The sequence below is a fragment of the Mesorhizobium sp. P2_C7 genome, assembly GCF_056404515.1.
Window position 1 is genome coordinate 123,632 of record NZ_JBFUDW010000004.1, and the last position, 16,997, is coordinate 140,628.

Below are 16,997 nucleotides of genomic sequence, written 5' to 3' on the forward strand. Positions count from 1 at the left end.
GGAAGTGCGAGAAGATGGCTACTGAAGCGTCCGCGCTGGCGGCTGGCCGACATGGCCCCGGGCGATGCCGGCATCGGCGTCCTCTGCCCCAAAGGCGCGATCGAGCCCGGTCGCCACCACAGAAACCCTGAAGCGGCCTTCCATGCTCTTGTCGAAGATGGCGCCGACGATGATGTCGGCGTCCTCATAGACCTCTTCGCGGATGCGGGTGGCGGCCTCGTCGACCTCGAACAGGGTCATATCCCTGCCGCCCGATATCGAGACCAGGACACCCTTGGCGCCCTTCATCGACACTTCGTCCAGCAATGGGTTGGCGATCGCGGCTTCCGCCGCCTTCATCGCCCGGCCGTCGCCGGAGGCCTCGCCGGTTCCCATCATGGCGCGGCCCATGTCGCGCATCACCGATTTGACATCGGCGAAGTCGAGATTGATCAGGCCTTCCTTAACGATGAGATCGGTGATGCAGCTGACGCCAGAATAAAGCACGCGGTCGGCAATGACGAACGCATCGGCGAAGGTGGTCTTGGCATCGGCGATCCGGAACAGGTTCTGATTCGGGATGACGATCACCGTGTCGGCGCTTTCGCGCAGCCGCTCGATGCCCTCTTCGGCCATCTGCATGCGGCGCCTGCCCTCGAAAGCGAAAGGCTTGGTGACGACGCCCACCGTCAGGATGCCGGCCTTGCGCGCCGCCTGGGCAATGATCGGAGCAGCGCCGGTTCCCGTGCCGCCGCCCATCCCGGCGGTGACGAAACACATATGCGTGCCTGCCAGATGATCCATGATCTCGTCGAGCGATTCCTCGGCCGCGGCGCGGCCTATCTCGGGAAGCGATCCGGCGCCCAACCCTTCTGTGACATGCGCGCCAAGCTGGATCAGCCGCGTTGCCTTCGACATGGTCAGCGCCTGCGCGTCGGTGTTGGCGGCGATGAATTCGGTCCCCTGAAGCTGCTCCGCGATCATGTTGTTGACGGCGTTGCCGCCGCCACCGCCGACGCCGATAACGGTGATCTTGGGTCTCATTTCGGAGATTTCGGGCTTCTTGAACTCGGCCATGCCTGTTTCTCCTTCGCCAATTGCGCGCGCTTCACGACCCATCCGCAGACTCCCTGGGGAGATTGCAATCGAGCGGCATGACGCGAATCAGTCCGTTCGGATAGGTACCTCAAAAAGCCAGAGAGCGGCCAGAGGTGCAAGTGCAAGCAAGGTCAAGTTTTGTGATGATGGTTTTGCACACCGTAGCATGGACGCCGGCAACCAGGGCCCCGGCTGTGCCGACACGGCTTGCGGCGCTGCGATCGGTGCGTCTATCATGCCGGCCGAGAAGTCGCTGACTTCGGCGTTCTCGCCGCGTTCGGCCAACCAAGACTATCTGCGGCTGATGTCGTCAGGGTCAATTTCAGAACGAATGAAGTAGCGCCCCCCGCCAATGGCCGACAAAACACAATTCGGGTTGACCGCCGTCGACACCGTCCCCTTGCATGAGAAGGTCTATCTGGAGCTTGTCAGAGCCCTGATGTCCGGCCAGTTCTTGCCCGGCCAGAAGCTGACCTCGCGCAAGCTCGCCAAGGAACTCGGCACCAGCGACATGCCGGTGCGCAGTGCCTTCATGCGGCTGCAGGCGCTGCGGGCGCTGAGCCCGATGCCGAACGGCAGCGTGGAAGTGCCAGTCATTTCGGCAGAGCGATTTTCGCAGTTGACCGCCGTGCGGACGATCCTCGAAGGCTCGGCGACCGAATTTGCGACAAAGCTCATCAACGGCAACAACCTGCGGACGATCCGACGCCACTCCACCGACCTGACTTTGGCGGCCCGCAAGGGCGATATCGATGACTATCTGCGGAAGAACTACGACTTCAAATTCTCGATCTATCGCCATTGCGGCAACGAGCAGATGATCTTCCTGATCGAAACCGTCTGGATGCAGGTCGGCCCTTTTCTGAGGAACCTGGCCATGGGGTTCGAGGACGATCTCGCCTCTATCCTCGACATCGACTATCACGAGGAGGTCGTCGCGGCGATCGAGGCCCAGGACGGGGAGCGCGCGCGCTCGGCCATCGTTCGCGACATCGACGAGGGCGCCACGCATATTCTCCAGCAGGCGCGGTTTCCGGAACCGAGAGCCTAGAGCGTTTCACGGAAACGCCGAACGGCTCTATCTCTTTGTTTTGACGCAATTCCCTGAGGAAAGGCGCTACGCGCTTTTCCCGGGAAAACCGTTTCACACTTTTCCTGGAGTTGCTCTAGGGCGCTAGACCACGGCCATGATCACGTGGGCCTGAATTTTGGCGGCAATCTCGCCGCGGCCATGCCTGTCCGCAATCGCGGAGGCCGCGCAGTCGGTTGCAGCTTCCAGTTCTCTCGCGCCCCTGGCCTCGATTTCGTTGCGAAGAGGAGTTCCCTGGCAATAAGCAACGGCCGCAAGGCGCGGCGAGGATGCACGACTTTGTTCGGCTCTCGTCTCGATCACCACACGGGAGAAGCCCGCGTCCTCCAGTTCGCTACGGATCAGGGCCGTATCGTGGTAGCCGTGTGGCGTGCGCGCCATAAAGCGCGGCGGATCGTTCGGAAACATCCTTGCGAGAGCATTCGTCACATCGTTGGCGAAGACATTCTCCTCGAGGCGATCCCATACGTTGAACAAAAAATGACCACCGGGCTTCAGGACCCGCTTTGCTTCGCGGTAGCCAGACGGGCGATCGGGAAAGAACATCGCGCCGAACTGACAACAAACGAGGTCGAAGGCCGCATCTTCGAACGGTAGTGCCAAAGCGTCCGCCTGGCGCCATTCGATGCGACTGTCGGGACCTTGTTGCGAAGCGGCGTAGTCGAGCATCGGCTGGTTGAGGTCGGTGACGACATAGCTTGCGCTCGTGGACAGTTTTGGCGCCAATGCGCGGGTGACGACCCCGGTGCCCGCGGCGATCTCCAAGACGGCACTTGGCGACAGGGACGCTGCTCGTCGTGCAAGATCCGCGGCGAACGGCTCGAAAATCAACGGCACCATATAGCGGTCGTAGTTTTCCGGAATCGAGCCCGCGAACACCTTGTCCGTTTCTGACATCACCGCCACCCGCCATCATTCAAAAGCGCTCGAGACTAGCACATAATTGTCGGCCTGGTCGCTTTTGACCCAGAGGCTCCAACAGCATATGCGGCTATGTCGGCGGTGAACCGCGGCAGTTCAAATGCCCCCTTGGCTTTCCGTCTTCTTGCCTCTATGTTGCGATCGCAGATCGCGCAATTGGTTTTGAAATGCCTCCCGACATCCCGGCTAGTGACTTGAAAAAATAAGAAAAACGCCTGGCAATGGTCAGGTTTCGTTTTCGAAAACTCACGAGCTATTTTTACCAGGGACAGTGTAGCCGATCAGGCTGCGGCACCTTCAAAAACCAGAGGTTACAAATTGAGCGATGCAATTGCGGACGTTTTGAACTGGCTTGAAAGCAGGAACGACATCCAGAGCCTGAGGGCGGCTGTGTGCGACCTCAACGGCGTCATGCGCGGCAAGCGCATCCCGGTAGAGCAGGCGCGCAAGGCGCTCGAAGGCAAGCTGCGCATGCCTTACTCCCTGATAGGGCTCGACATCTGGGGCGAAGACATCGAAGGCAACACGCTGGTTTTCTCGACAGGCGACGCCGACGGGCTTTGCCAATGGACAGGACGCGGCATTCTCCCGGTGGCCTGGACGGCGCATCCGACGGCGCTTGTCCCGCTCTGGCTCGCTGACGAAACCGGCGCGCCGTATCTTGGCGATCCACGGCGGGCGTTGGCCCGCATTCTCGATCGCTACAAGGCCTTGGGATTGACCCCGGTCGCGGCGACGGAACTCGAATTCTACCTCGTCGATCCGCAGTCGCAGCGGCCGGTCGGGCCCGTCTCGCCGGTCACCGGGCGCCGGCTCGATTCCGATGCGGCGCTGTCGATCGACGAGATCGACGACTTCGAGTCTTTCATCCACGACGTCTACGAAGCCTGCCGAACGCAAGGCATTCCCGTCGACACGGCCATTGCCGAAAATGGCGTCGGCCAGTTCGAGATCAATCTGAACCACGTCGCCGACGCCCTGCGGGCGGCTGATGATGCCGTATTGTTCAAGCGCACGGTGAAGGGCATCGCCCGCAAGCACGGCTTTGCTGCCTGTTTCATGGCCAAGCCCTATGGCGACCGCGCTGGCAACGGCTTTCACGTCCACTTCAGCCTGACCGACGCCGAAGGGCGCAACGTTTTCGACGACGGCACGGATCAGGGTTCGGAGATCATGCGCCATGCGGTCGGTGGCCTGCTCGCCGCGATGGCCGAGAGCACGCTGGTGTTCGCGCCGCACTTCAATTCATACCGAAGGCTGCGTCCGAGATCCTATGCGCCGACCGCCGTGGCCTGGGGCTACGAGAACCGCATGGTCGCGATCCGCATTCCCGGCGGCCCGACCGGCGCGCGTCGCATCGAGCATCGCGTTTCGGGAGCGGATGCCAATCCCTATCTGGTGCTTGCCGCCATATTGGGCGCCGCGCTGATCGGCATTGAAAGGCAGATGTCGCCTGGCGATCCGACCGGGAGCGACGGACAAGGGCTTGTGCCGGCCAAGCTGCCGCCGGACTGGGCATCGGCGATCGCCAGTTTTGAGAGCGGAACACATGTGGCCGAGATCTTTCCGGCGATCCTGCGCGACTCCTTTGTCGCCTGCAAACGCCAGGAGTTGAATACGTTCGCCCTCAATGTCAGCGACTTCGAGATCGAGACCTATCTGGAAAGCGTTTGAAGCATTTTACGAGGACAGCTCGGCCTTCAGCACCGAGACCGCCACCTCACTGTTGTGGACATACTCGTTGGCGTCCGGCTGCTTCTGCACCAGCAGGATGAACAGAAGGTCGGTCAGCGCCAGCTGTGCGTCGCGCGCGGTGATGGAGGATGAGCGCGCACGCTCCTCGTCAGCGATGGTGTAAAGGCAGATGTCGGAGACCCGGCTCAGCGGATTGTCGTGGACGCCGGTGACGGCGATCACCATCGTGCCGCGCTTGCGGGCCAGCTCGGCGATGCGCAAGGTTTCGATGCTGGCGCCGGAATAGGAAAGTGCGAACAGCACATCGCCTGGCCCGAGCGTCGAGGCATTGGCCATCTGGACGTGGCTGTCGCTGTCATGCAGGACATTGCGGCCGAGCTTCATCAGCTTGTAGGAGAAATCGCGCGCCACCAGCGAAGAGGCGCCGACCCCGACCAGATGGATGCGGCGCGCGCCATCCAGCAATTCCAGCGTCCTGGAGATGATCCGCTCGGTGTTGGCGGCGACGGTCCGCTGTATCGACAGAAGCTTGCTGCCGACCAGCTTCTTCAGGATGACCTGGTAGCTGTCGCCGACCTCGATCGAGCCATGAATGACGCCGGCCGGCACCTGCCATTCCTGCGCCTTGGCCTCGCTGACGGCGAGCTTGAGCTCCTGATAGCTGGCATAGCCGAGTTTCTGGCTGAACTTGACCACGCTCGACTGGCTGCGTCCGATCTCGGCCGCAAGTGCGGCCGTCGACAGGCGCAGCATCTGGTCGGGATTGTCGACGATGTACCGGCCGATCTCACGATCGCCAGGCGCCATGCCGTCGAGCTTCGCATTGATCCTGTTCAGAACGGACACGAGATTCCCTTACGCTTTTCAGGTCGACAAGCCGCACAGCGTGCCGCGATAGGAATAAAATATTCCAATTCTGATTGACAGCCAAGAACGCACAATTAATTCTCGAACCTCATCACACAAGGTTTCGGCGCATGGACAGATTGCGGATCGTGGGCGGACAGAGACTGGAAGGCGCGGTCACCATATCCGGCGCCAAGAACGCCGCCCTGCCGCAGATCGCGGCAGCCCTGCTCAGCCCCTACCCGCTCGAACTGACCAACCTGCCTGATGTGACCGACGTCGAAAACATGCTCGGCGTGGTGCGGCTGCACGGCGCGGAAGTGACGAGGTCGGCGCATACCGCGACGATCGACACCAGTGCCGCCGTTTCCAAGGAGACGTCCTACGACACGGTGCGAAAGATGCGGGCGACCGTGCTTGTCCTGGCGCCGCTGCTGGCCCGGTTCGGCCATGCACGGGTTTCGCTGCCGGGCGGCTGTGCGATCGGCGCGCGGCCGGTCGACATGCATGTTGCCGCACTCGCGGCACTCGGCGCCAGGATCGCCATCGAGAATGGTTCCATCGTCGCATCGGTGCCGAACGGGCTGACCGGGACGCGCATCGTCTTGAGTTCGCCGTCGGTCGGGGCAACGGAAACCGCGATGATGGCGGCGGCCACGGCAAAGGGCGAAACCGAAATCCTCAACGCGGCGCGCGAGCCCGAGGTGGCGGACCTCGCCGCGTGCCTCAACGCCATGGGCGCGCGCATCGAGGGCGCCGGCACGCACCGCATCCTGATCGCGGGCGACACGAACTGGCATGCCGCAAGGCACGACATCATCCCGGACCGGATCGAGGCCGGCACCTATGCCATCGCCGCGGCCATCACCGGTGGCCAGCTGGAACTGACCCATGCGCGGCTCGAGCATATGGCCTCGGTGGTGCAATTGCTGGAAGCAACCGGCGTCAGCGTCTGGCCGGGCGACCGCGGGCTCATCGTGTCACGCGACCGGCCGTTGAAGGCTGTCGACGTCACGACGGAACCCTATCCGGGGTTTCCAACCGATCTCCAGGCGCAGTTCATGGCGCTGATGTGTTGCGCCGAGGGAGCATCGCTGCTGCGTGAAACCATCTTCGAGAACCGCTTCATGCATGTTCCCGAACTGATGCGGCTCGGCGCCAACATCAAGCTGCAGGGAACCACGGCGTTGGTGCGTGGTGGCGCCAAGCTGCATGGCGCACCGGTGATGGCCACCGACCTGCGCGCTTCGGTGTCGCTGGTGCTGGCGGCGCTGGTGTGCGAGGGCGAGACGACCATCAACCGCGTCTATCACCTCGACCGCGGTTATGAACAACTGGACCGTAAGCTGCGGCTGTGCGGCGCCGATATCGAGCGGCTGAGCGCATGAACAGCGCGGATTATTTTCTCGGCGTCGATGGCGGCGGGACCGGGTGTCGCGCCCGCATCGAGGACACGGATGGGACCGTGCTGGGACAGGGCCTGTCGGGCCCGGCGACCACGCGGCTCGGCATCGATGCGGCCTGGGCCTCCATTGCGAAAGCCTTTGGCGCGGCGATCGAAGAGACAGGCTTCGGACCAGCCGAGACAGCCAGAATTCGTGCCGGCATCGGCCTTGCCGGCATCGGCCGCAAGGGTGCGCTGGATGCGTTGCGGGCGATCGCGCATCCGTTTGCCAGCATCGATTTCGTCAGCGATGGCGTCGGCGCCTGCCTTGGCGCGCATTCCGGCCAGGACGGCGCCATCGTCATTGCCGGCACCGGCTCGATCGGCCTCGGCTTTGTCGACGGCCGCGACCTGCGTGTCGGCGGTTACGGCTTTCCGATCTCCGACGAAGGCAGCGGCGCCGATCTTGGACTGAAAGCCGTGCAGCTGGCGTTGCGCGCCCATGACGGCCGGCACGAGCGGACGGCGCTGCTGGCGGAGGTGATGCAGCGCTTCGAGGGCGACCCGATGGCAGCGGTCGCCTGGATGGACCGCGCCAGCGCCACCGACTATGCGGCGCTGGCGCCGATGGTGATGCGCCATGCCGACCAGGGCGATCCGGTCGGGCGGCGCATCGTGCAAGGCGCGGCCGAGCAGATCGACACGCTGGTGCGGGTGCTGTTCGAACAAGGCGCGCCGCGCGTCACCTTGCTGGGCGGCCTGTCCAGTGCGCTCGAGCCCTGGCTCTCCCCCGATGTCCGGCGCCGCCTGAAGCCCGCTGATGGCGATGCGGTCTCGGGTGCGATCATCCTCGCCAAACGGTCCTGCGGCGGGCGATAGCGCCCGGCCCCGTTAGGAATAATATATTCCATATTTCTGTTGACGTTGCGAATATCAAATTCTAAAAAGTTAACAAACGAAAACAGGGTAGCAGCAAACGGACACAGCGTCCGTGTGCGCTGGCGCCGGTCGGGAGCTCTGCTCAACGCCGGCCGTGCCGCACGATTTGAAAGCACTGGGATGACCGAACAAGGGTTGATGTCCGAGCTGGACCGGCTGATTTCCGAGGGCCGCAACCCAAGGACGATGGACATCGACCTGCTGCCGACCATCGATGTGCTGCGCAAGATCAATGACGAGGACGAGGCTGTCCCGGCGGCTGTCGAAAAGGTCGTGCCGGAAATCGCCGCCGCGGTGGACCGCATCGTGCTTGCCTTCCAGAAAGGCGCGCGGCTGATCTATATGGGCGCCGGCACCAGCGGCCGGCTCGGCGTTCTCGACGCTTCGGAGTGTCCGCCGACGTTCGGCGTGCCCGAAGGCATGGTCGTCGGCCTGATCGCTGGCGGTCCCGACGCCCTGGTGCGGTCGACGGAAGGCGCCGAGGACGATCCGAAAATGGGCGCGAAGGCGCTGCTGGAGATCGGGCTCACATCAGACGACGTGGTCGTCGGTATCGCCGTCAGTGGGCGCACGCCCTATGTCATCGGCGGATTGAGTTATGCGAAGCAAGTTGGCGCGGCGACGGTCGCCTTGTCCTGCAATCCGGCCTCGACCATTGCCGGCATCGCCGACATCGCCATCTCGCCGGTTGTCGGGCCGGAAGTGCTGACAGGCTCGACCCGGCTGAAATCGGGAACCGCGCAGAAGCTGGTGCTCAACATGCTGACCACCGCCAGCATGATCCGCATCGGCAAGAGCTACCAGAACCTGATGGTCGACCTCAACCCGTCCAACAAGAAACTGGTCGCCAGGGCAACCAGGATCGTCATGCAGACCACCGGTTGCGCGGCGCAGCAAGCCAAGCAAGCGCTCGCCCAGACCGGCAACGATGTGAAGCTGGCGATCCTGGTGACGATCACCGGCATGGGCGTCGAGGAGGCGCGCGTGGCTCTCGGCAAGGCCGGGGGCTTCCTGCGAAAGGCAATCAGCGACACGACGGCATGAAGCCGCATGAGACAAGACGGCGTGAAGCCGCATAGACTGGGCCGATACTCCAAAGCATGTGTGTCTTGGAAGCGGTCCGCAGAAACTGCAAGGCATCGAGTTCAATCAGAATGGGAGACGAGAATGGTTCACCTCACAAGAAAGCTGCTGTCGGGCATCACGCTGGCGGCGATGCTCGGCGTGGCCGCGGTTTCAACGCAGGCGAATGCAGCGACACTGCATATGGCCTGGTCGCAAGACGCCACCGGGCTTGATCCGCACAAGCAGACGGCCTTTTCGTCTCTGCGGCTGCTGGAGCTGATCTATGAGCCGCTGGTGCGGGTCGACGCCAGCCTGCAAATCATCCCCGCCATCGCCACCTCCTGGGAATTCTCCAAGGATGGCAAGGAGCTGACCTTCAAGCTCGATCCCAAGGCGAAATTCCAGGACGGAACCGCGGTGACCTCGGCCGACGTCAAGGCATCGTTCGAGCGCATCCTCGACGAGAAGACGGGCGCGGCCGCCCGCGCCAACTTCCTGTCGATCGCCAGCATCGACACGCCCGATGCGACGACCGTCGTGTTCCATCTCTCGCAGCCCGACGTGCCGATCCTGACGGCGATGAGCGACGTCAACGCCGCCATCGTTCCGGCAAGCGAAATCAAGGCCGGTTCGATCGGCACCAAGGCGGTCGGCTCGGGACCCTTCAAGCTCGACAAATGGGACCCCAATGCCAAGGAAGTGCTGAGCGCGAACAAGGATTGGGCCGGCGGCGCGACCGGCGTCGATGGCATCGAGATCAGCGTGCTTCCCGATGAAGCCGCGATCCTGGCCGCCATGCGCACCAAGCAGATCGATTTCGCGCTGCTCAACGACCCGCTTGTCGCCACGCTGGTGCCGAAGGAAGCCAGCCTGCAGCTGAACCGTGTGCCGGTGCTCGCCTATCACGTGCTGCAGCTCAATCCGTCGCGCAAGCCGATGACGGAGCTCAAGGTGCGCCAGGCCATCTCTTGCGCCGTCGACCGGCAGGAGGTGCTGGACACCGCTTCGCTCGGCGAAGGCAAGGTCACGGGACCGCTGACGATCCCGGCTCTGGCGACCGATCCGAGCCAGCTGTTCTGCTACAAGCGCGATGTCGAGAAGGCCAAGAAGCTGATGGCGGAAGCCGGCTATGCCGACGGCTTTTCGGCGACCGTGATCGGTGCCACCGGCGAGCCGCCGACGGCGGCGGCGGAAGCCCAGGTCATCCAGTCGCAGCTGGCCGAGATCGGCGTCAAGCTCGACATCAAGATGATGGAGCTCAACGTCTATGTCGACGCTTGGCTGAAGGGCGACTTCGACATGGCGATCGCGCTCAATGGCGGGCGTGCCGACCCCTACACCATGTACAACCGCTACTGGACCAAGGCAGGCAATTTGCAGAAGGTGGCCAACTACATCGACGACACGCTCGACAGCCAGATGCAGAAAGGCCGCGCCGAGACCGATCCGGCGGCGCGCAAGGCGATCTTCGCCGAGTTCGAGAAGCACCTCGCCGAGATGTCGCCGTGGATCTGGCTCTACACCTCGTACAGCTATACGGCGCAGCAGAAGAACATCGCCGGGTTCGTACCGACGCCGACGGGCACGCTGTTCAGCCTGAGCAAGGTGACCATCCAGCAGTAGCCGGCGGCCTTGGACGAGAGGACTTCTTCGCGTGAATTATCTGATGCGACGACTGGCGACGTTTCCTCTCGTCCTGCTTGGCGTGTCCATCCTGGTCTTCGTTGCGATCCGGATGGTGCCGGGCGATTCGATCACGGCGATGCTGGGCACCGAGGCGGGCCTGCTGACGCCGGCCCAGCGTGACTCGCTCGCCGCCTATTTCGGCATCGACCAGCCCTGGTTCGTCCAGTACTGGCGCTGGATAGGCGGCATCCTGCACGGCAATCTCGGCATCTCGGTCACCTATGGCCGGCCGGTGCTCGACGTCATCGTCGAGCGCTTCCCGCTGACGCTCGAGCTGGCCATCCTGTCGATGATCATCGCGCTTGCGGCTGGCATGCCCGCCGGGATCTTTGCTGCCACGCACAATGAGAAACTGTCCGATCTCGGGGTGCGCATCGTCGCCATGCTCGGCCAGTCGACACCGAGCTTCGTGCTTGGCCTGCTGATCATCTACACGCTGTCGGCCGGCTTCGGCGTGCTGCCGGCGATGGGCGAATTCGCGCCGCTCTGGCAGGATCCCCTGCGCAATCTCAGCCAGCTGATCCTGCCTGCCATCACGCTCGGTTTCGCCTTCGCAGCCTCGGTCACCCGCATATCGCGTTCGGCCATGCTCGACGTGCTGAGCGACGACTATGTGCGAACCGCGCGCAGCAAGGGCGCCTCGGCGCGCAGCGTCATCTGGCGGCATGCGCTGCCCAATGCACTGATCCCGGTCGTCACGCTGAGCGGCATCGAGTTCGGCTATCTCCTCGGCGGCGCCGTCATCGTCGAGCAGATCTATGCGCTGCCCGGTCTCGGACGCATGGTGCTGGATGCGATCCAGCAGCGCGACTATGCGCTGGTGCAAGGCGCCGTGCTGTTCATCGCCTTCAACTTCATGATCGTCAATCTCCTGGTCGACCTCGCCTATGTCGCGCTCGATCCGCGCATCCGGCTGGGAGAGCCGTGATGCGCATCCTGCGCGCCATCTTTGGCCACGGCAGCGGCCGCATCGGCGGCATTATCGTCGGCGTCTATCTGTTGGTCGCCATCCTCGGCATGCTCGGGCTGACGCCGCACAATCCCATCACGCAATACCGGGTCGACCGGCTGCATGCGCCCAACGGCGCCTACTGGATGGGCACCGACCTGTTCGGCCGCGACGTCGCCAGCCGGCTGATGGCGGGCGTCGGGCAGTCGTTCACGGTCGCCTTCTTCTCGGTCGCCTTCGCGACCCTTGCCGGCACGGTTCTGGGGCTCGCCGCCGCCTGGCTCGGCCGCCGCTGGGACGGCGTCCTGATGCGGATCATGGATGTCCTGCTGGCCTTTCCGGCGATCCTTTTGGCGCTGCTCATCGTCACTGTTGCCGGGCCGGGCACATGGACCAGCGTCGTTGCCATCGGCATCGTCTACACGCCGATCTTCACCCGCGTCGTGCGCGGCCCCGCTTTGTCGCTCAAGGCGCGCGAATTCGTCGACGCCGCGCGCACCTTCGGCAGCAGTTCGAGCTACATCGTGACGCGCCATTTGCTGCTCAACCTGGTGGCGCCGTTGACCGTCCAGGTGACGCTGGCGCTGGCCTGGGCGCTGTTGACGGAGGCGGGCCTGAGTTTCCTGGGGCTCGGCACGCAGCCGCCCGCCGCCTCGCTCGGCCTGATGCTGAGCGACAGCCGCAATCTGATGGAGACCGCGCCGTGGCTGATGATCTTCCCCGGGCTGGCGATCATGATCAGCATCCTCGGCTTCAACCTGCTTGGTGATGCCTTGCGCGACATCCTCGACCCGAAGATGCGGAGGGCGCCGGCATGACCCCGCTGCTGTCCGTATCGGATCTGCGTGTCGGCTTCGGCCGCAATCCGCAAGCCAATGAGGTGGTGCGCGGCGTCAGTTTCGACCTTGCCGACGGCGAGACACTGGCCATTGTCGGCGAGAGCGGCTCGGGCAAATCCGTCACCGCCTTGTCGATCAACCGTCTTATCGATTTCGGCGGCGGCCGCATCACTGGCGGGGCGATGAAGTTGAAGCGGGCCGATGGCAGCGTCTTCGACCTGATGAGCGCCTCCGAACCGCAACTGACCAGCATTCGCGGCGCCGAGATCGGCATGATCTTCCAGGAGCCGATGACCTCGCTCAATCCAGTGCTGACCATCGGCAGGCAGATCGAGGAATCGTTTCGACTGCACCGTGGGCTGACCGGAAGGCAAGCCACGGCGGCAGCCAAGGATGCGCTCGACCGCGTGCGCATTCCCGATGCCGCGCGGCGGCTGAAATACACGCCCAACCAGCTGTCCGGGGGAATGCTGCAGCGGGTGATGATCGCCATAGCGCTGGCCTGCAATCCGCGCCTGCTGATCGCCGACGAGCCGACGACGGCGCTCGACGTCACGGTGCAGGCGCAGATCATGGCACTGCTGGCCGAGTTGAAGCGGGAAACCGGCATGTCGATGATCTTCATCACCCACGACATCGGCCTGGTTGCCGGCATCGCCGACGGAGTGATGGTGATGCAGAACGGGCAGGCCGTGGAGCAAGGCGAGTTGAACCAGATCCTCGACAATGCGCAGCATCCCTACACGCAGCACCTGCTGCAGGACGTGCCGCATTTCGCCAATGGCAGCGCGACGCGCGCCGACGGGCAGCGCGACACGGGTGCAAGCGCCGAACCGGCCTTGAAGGTGGATAACCTGGTTGTACGATTTCCCCTCAAGAGCAGCTTCTTCAGCCGCGCCACAGGCGCTGTGCATGCCGTCGATGGCGTCGATTTCGACCTGATGCCCGGAGAGACGCTGGCGATCGTCGGCGAGAGCGGTTCGGGCAAATCGACCACCGCGCGCGCCGTCCTGGGGCTGGTGCGCTCAACACGCGGCAGCTTCTCGGTCGGCGTCCGAAAAGCTTCGGCCGAGCAGAGCGCCCTGCCCGTGCAGATGGTGTTCCAGAACCCCTATGCCTCGCTCAATCCAAGGCTCAGCATCGAGAGCATCCTGGCCGAGCCGGTGATCGCCACCGGCGGCCGGGTGAATGCCGAGACGCGGGCCAGGATGGCAACCCTGCTGGAGCGCGTCGGCCTGCCGAAGAACAGCCTTGAACGCTACCCCCACGAATTCTCCGGCGGCCAGCGGCAAAGGCTGTGCATCGCCCGCGCGTTGATGCTCAACCCTTCTGTGGTCGTTCTCGATGAAGCGGTGTCGGCGCTCGATGTTTCGGTGCAGGCCAAGGTGCTGGAGTTGCTGGTCGACCTGCAGCGCGAGTTCGGGCTGGCCTATCTGTTCATCTCGCACGACATGGCCGTCGTCGAGCGGATCGCCCACCGGATCGCCGTCATCTATGCCGGCCAGATCGTCGAGATCGGCGACGCGACCTCGGTGCTGTCGAAGCCGCAGCATTCCTATACGAAGAAGCTCATCGCCGCCGTTCCGACCATCGACCGGCGCCACGAACATTTCGAACTCGACACGCGGCAGGTCCCCTCGCTGGTGCGCCCGCAGGGGTACGAGCCGGCGCCGGCGAGATGGGAGCAGTTTGGGGCTGATCATATGGCGAGGGCGGAGGTGTGAGATCAAGAGTACCCCCCTCTGGCCTGCCGGCCATCTCCCCCTCAAGGGGGGAGATTGGCAGCTTCACGCTCCGTGTCTTCGTCTCCAACGTTGGAAGTTGGCGAAAGCCAAGATGGCATCCGATCTCCCCCCTTGAAGGGGGGATGTCTGGCAGGACAGAGGGGGGTGGGACGGAACGCTGCCTTTCAGATGGAGGCTCGTGTTGAGCGCCCTCGCCCAGCTTTTCGATCGCGCGTTCGCACCGCTGAGAGCCGCGGTGGCTGCGAAGCGCATCCCTGGCGGCGTGCTCGGCATAGTCGACAAAAATGGCGAACGTGTCGTCAGGTCGGTCGGCTCCGCGCAGCTCGTGCCGAAGACGCGCCCAATGCAGGAGCAAACATGGTTCGACCTGGCGTCCTTGACCAAGGTCATCTTCACGACGCCGCGCATCCTGGCGGTGGCGGAAGACGGTGTCATCGATCTCGATGCGCCCCTGATCTCGGTGCTGCCGGACCTTCGCCAGTATGATGCAGAGGCCTGGGAGCGGAAGGTGACGTTTCGCCAATGTCTAGGCCACCAGACACCGTTTCCCGCCGTCGAGCCGATCTACACCTATGGGCGCGATCCCGAGCTGCTGCGCGCCTTTATCCTGCAGCGCGAATGGCGGCCCCGCGACCCGGTCTATTCCGACATCAACTTCATCCTGCTCGGCTTTGCGTTGGAGCGGCTGTCGGGAAAAACGATCAGGGACATGGATCCCGGCCCGGGCTTCGCTTTTTCCGCCGAGCCGGATGCGTCAGCCGCGACCGAGGGCTGCACCTGGCGCCATCGCGTTTTGTCCGGCGAGGTCCACGACGACAATTGCTCGGCGCTGCAAGGGGCCGGACATGCCGGCCTGTTCGGAACAGCCGCGTCCGTCCTCGATTTCGCGCAGGGGCTATTGGACGGCACCGGCGCGTCCGAGCGTTCGATCGCGTTGATGCGAACGCCCTTGTCCGCCACCCGGACGCATGGCTGGGAGCGCCCCTATGGGGGCTGGTCCGGCGGGGCGCTGTGCGGCCCGGGAACCATCGGCCACACCGGCTTTACCGGCACGGGATTGTGGATCGACTTCGACAGGGGCAAGGCCTGGACCTTGCTCACCAACCGGATCCATCCGACACGTCATTTCGACAGCGGCATCGCCGCCCTTCGGCAGGCGGTCGGCGATCTTGTCAACGGGGACTGTTAGGGAAGTGACCATGGAACCAATCTGGGCCGTCGGCCTGATGACCGGCACCGTGCTTGACGGCAATATCGACGTCGCGCTGATCAAGACCGATGGCGAACGCATCGATGATTTCGGCACCTATCGGCTGATGCCCTATGCCCCGTCGATCCGTTCGCTGCTGGAGGAGACGCTGAAGGAGGCAAGAGCCTGGAATTTCACCGGGCCGGAGCCGGCGATCTTTCGCAAGGCGGAGGAAGCCCTGACGCGAGCCCAGTCGGCGGCGGTCAAGGAACTCGTGGAAAGCTACGGCATGAAGATGGCCGATATCGGCGTCGTCGGCTTTCATGGCCAGACCGTGCTGCATCGCGCGCCGCAGGTGGGCCGGCTCGGCCAGACCCGGCAGCTCGGCGACGGCGAACTCATGCACGCAATCCTCGGCACCAAGGTCGCCTATGATTTCCGCTCGGCCGACATGCGCGCCGGCGGGCAAGGCGCGCCATTGGCCGCTGCCTATCACACCGCTTTGATGCGCAGCGCCGGCGCCAGCGGCGACGTGGCGGTGCTTAATCTCGGCGGCGTCGCCAACATCACCTGGTGGGATGGTGCCGACAATGTCGTTGCCTTCGACACCGGACCCGCCAACGCGCCGCTCAATGATTTCATCAAGTCAAAGGGGCTCGGCGACATGGACCGCGACGGCGCGCTTGGCCGGGCGGGAACGGTCGATGAGGCACGTCTCGCCAAACTCCTGCAGCACCCTTATCTGACCAAGCCCTACCCGAAATCGCTGGACCGTTTCGACTTCGGCGCCGCCATGGCGGACGGCCTGAACGCCGAGGATGGCGCAGCCCTTTTGACCGCCTTCACCGCTGCCGCCGTCGGCAAGGCGCTCGACCTGTTGCCGCGCCGCCCGAAAAAACTCGTGGTCAGCGGCGGTGGCCGCCACAACCCGACAATGATGGCGATGCTCGCCAGCCGCGCCGGGGTCGACGTGGTGCAGGCCGAAAGCCTTGGCTGGAGCGGCGACGCAGTGGAGGCGGAGTGCTTTGCCTTCCTCGCGGTCCGCGTGCTGAGGGGGCTGCCGATCAGCTTCCCCAGCACGACCGGCGCACCGCAGCCGATGCGCGGCGGACGGCTGGCCGGTTAAACCAGCGTTTTGCGCAGGAAGATGCGGCTGCGTCCGACCGGGAAGTCGGCAAGCGTTCCGAAGGGCTGATAGCCCTGGCGCTGATAGACCTTGGCGGCATGCGGATTGAAGGTGTCGATCCAGGCATTCCGACAGCCGCGAGCCACCGCTTCCTGCTCGGCCGCATCCAGCATGTTGCCGGCCATCTGCTGGCCGCGCAGCCTTTCATCGACCCACAGCCACTGCACGTAGAGCCAGCCCCAGGCGGTGTAGCCGGAGATGCCGGCGACGACCGTGCCGTCCTCGTCGCGCACGAACACGGCCAGGGCCTTTCTTTCGGAAGCACCGACATCGCCGTCGTTGAACGCCGTCAGCCGTTCGGCGAGAAAGGTGAGTTCTTCCGGCGAGGGATTTGCCGTCGTTTCAAGTGTCGTCTTCATGGCCTTTTCCGAACAAGGGGCACGATG

General features: G+C 64.0%; 15 protein-coding genes. 11 read left to right on the forward strand and 4 right to left on the reverse strand.

Annotation, left to right across the window (positions count from 1 at the left end):
• Positions 1-18: 18 nt before the first annotated feature.
• Positions 19-1,056: a cell division protein FtsZ gene (gene ftsZ, locus AC1D2G_RS10550; protein ID WP_095088258.1), complete on the reverse strand. Its 1,038-nt coding sequence runs from the start codon at positions 1,054-1,056 to the stop codon at positions 19-21.
• 373 nt (positions 1,057-1,429) lie between these two features.
• On the opposite strand from ftsZ, the gene AC1D2G_RS10555 reads away from it, so the two are divergent.
• The gene (locus AC1D2G_RS10555; protein ID WP_477300770.1) at positions 1,430-2,128 is read left to right on the forward strand and encodes a GntR family transcriptional regulator; all 699 of its coding nucleotides are present in this window, start codon (positions 1,430-1,432) and stop codon (positions 2,126-2,128) included.
• Between the two features lie 123 nt (positions 2,129-2,251).
• Here AC1D2G_RS10555 and AC1D2G_RS10560 read toward each other — a convergent pair whose 3' ends face one another.
• Complete coding sequence (locus AC1D2G_RS10560; protein WP_477413775.1) at positions 2,252-3,064, reverse strand: class I SAM-dependent methyltransferase; 813 nt, start codon at positions 3,062-3,064, stop codon at positions 2,252-2,254.
• Between the two features lie 342 nt (positions 3,065-3,406).
• Between AC1D2G_RS10560 and AC1D2G_RS10565 the strand changes: the two genes are divergently transcribed.
• Complete coding sequence (locus AC1D2G_RS10565) at positions 3,407-4,762, forward strand: glutamine synthetase family protein (protein ID WP_379016972.1); 1,356 nt, start codon at positions 3,407-3,409, stop codon at positions 4,760-4,762.
• 6 nt (positions 4,763-4,768) lie between these two features.
• Here AC1D2G_RS10565 and AC1D2G_RS10570 read toward each other — a convergent pair whose 3' ends face one another.
• Complete coding sequence (locus AC1D2G_RS10570) at positions 4,769-5,629, reverse strand: MurR/RpiR family transcriptional regulator (protein WP_477300776.1); 861 nt, start codon at positions 5,627-5,629, stop codon at positions 4,769-4,771.
• A 131-nt stretch (positions 5,630-5,760) separates the two neighbouring features.
• On the opposite strand from AC1D2G_RS10570, the gene murA reads away from it, so the two are divergent.
• The 9 genes from murA (at position 5,761) to AC1D2G_RS10615 (ending at position 16,551) form a co-directional block, all read left to right on the forward strand.
• On the forward strand, positions 5,761-7,017 hold the full coding sequence (murA, locus tag AC1D2G_RS10575) for a UDP-N-acetylglucosamine 1-carboxyvinyltransferase (RefSeq protein WP_477300778.1): 1,257 nt from the start codon (positions 5,761-5,763) through the stop codon (positions 7,015-7,017).
• On the forward strand, positions 7,014-7,892 hold the full coding sequence (locus AC1D2G_RS10580) for a glucosamine kinase nucleotide-binding domain-containing protein (protein ID WP_477413777.1): 879 nt from the start codon (positions 7,014-7,016) through the stop codon (positions 7,890-7,892). Before murA ends, AC1D2G_RS10580 begins: the two co-directional genes overlap by 4 nt.
• Positions 7,893-8,072: 180 nt before the next feature.
• Positions 8,073-8,996 carry an N-acetylmuramic acid 6-phosphate etherase gene (murQ, locus tag AC1D2G_RS10585; protein ID WP_477300782.1) on the forward strand — a complete coding sequence of 308 codons (924 nt, stop codon included), beginning with the start codon at positions 8,073-8,075 and terminating at the stop codon, positions 8,994-8,996.
• Between the two features lie 123 nt (positions 8,997-9,119).
• Positions 9,120-10,640 carry an ABC transporter substrate-binding protein gene (locus tag AC1D2G_RS10590; RefSeq protein ID WP_477413779.1) on the forward strand — a complete coding sequence of 507 codons (1,521 nt, stop codon included), beginning with the start codon at positions 9,120-9,122 and terminating at the stop codon, positions 10,638-10,640.
• 31 nt (positions 10,641-10,671) lie between these two features.
• Positions 10,672-11,631 (forward strand): ABC transporter permease, encoded by a 960-nt coding sequence (locus AC1D2G_RS10595; protein ID WP_477413781.1) that lies wholly within the window; start codon positions 10,672-10,674, stop codon positions 11,629-11,631.
• Entirely contained in the window at positions 11,631-12,470 is an 840-nt protein-coding gene (locus AC1D2G_RS10600) for an ABC transporter permease (protein WP_184871550.1), read from the forward strand. The genes AC1D2G_RS10595 and AC1D2G_RS10600 overlap by 1 nt, the downstream gene beginning before the upstream one ends.
• The gene (locus tag AC1D2G_RS10605; protein ID WP_477413783.1) at positions 12,467-14,215 is read left to right on the forward strand and encodes an ABC transporter ATP-binding protein; all 1,749 of its coding nucleotides are present in this window, start codon (positions 12,467-12,469) and stop codon (positions 14,213-14,215) included. The genes AC1D2G_RS10600 and AC1D2G_RS10605 overlap by 4 nt, the downstream gene beginning before the upstream one ends.
• Positions 14,216-14,417: 202 nt before the next feature.
• A complete protein-coding gene (locus AC1D2G_RS10610; RefSeq protein ID WP_477413785.1) occupies positions 14,418-15,425 on the forward strand; it encodes a serine hydrolase domain-containing protein in 1,008 nt (335 codons plus the stop codon).
• 10 nt (positions 15,426-15,435) lie between these two features.
• Positions 15,436-16,551 (forward strand): anhydro-N-acetylmuramic acid kinase, encoded by a 1,116-nt coding sequence (locus tag AC1D2G_RS10615; protein WP_477413787.1) that lies wholly within the window; start codon positions 15,436-15,438, stop codon positions 16,549-16,551.
• Here AC1D2G_RS10615 and AC1D2G_RS10620 read toward each other — a convergent pair.
• A complete protein-coding gene (locus tag AC1D2G_RS10620; RefSeq protein ID WP_095080979.1) occupies positions 16,548-16,970 on the reverse strand; it encodes a GNAT family N-acetyltransferase in 423 nt (140 codons plus the stop codon). The two genes, AC1D2G_RS10615 and AC1D2G_RS10620, sit on opposite strands and share 4 nt — an antisense overlap.
• Positions 16,971-16,997 lie beyond the last annotated feature (27 nt).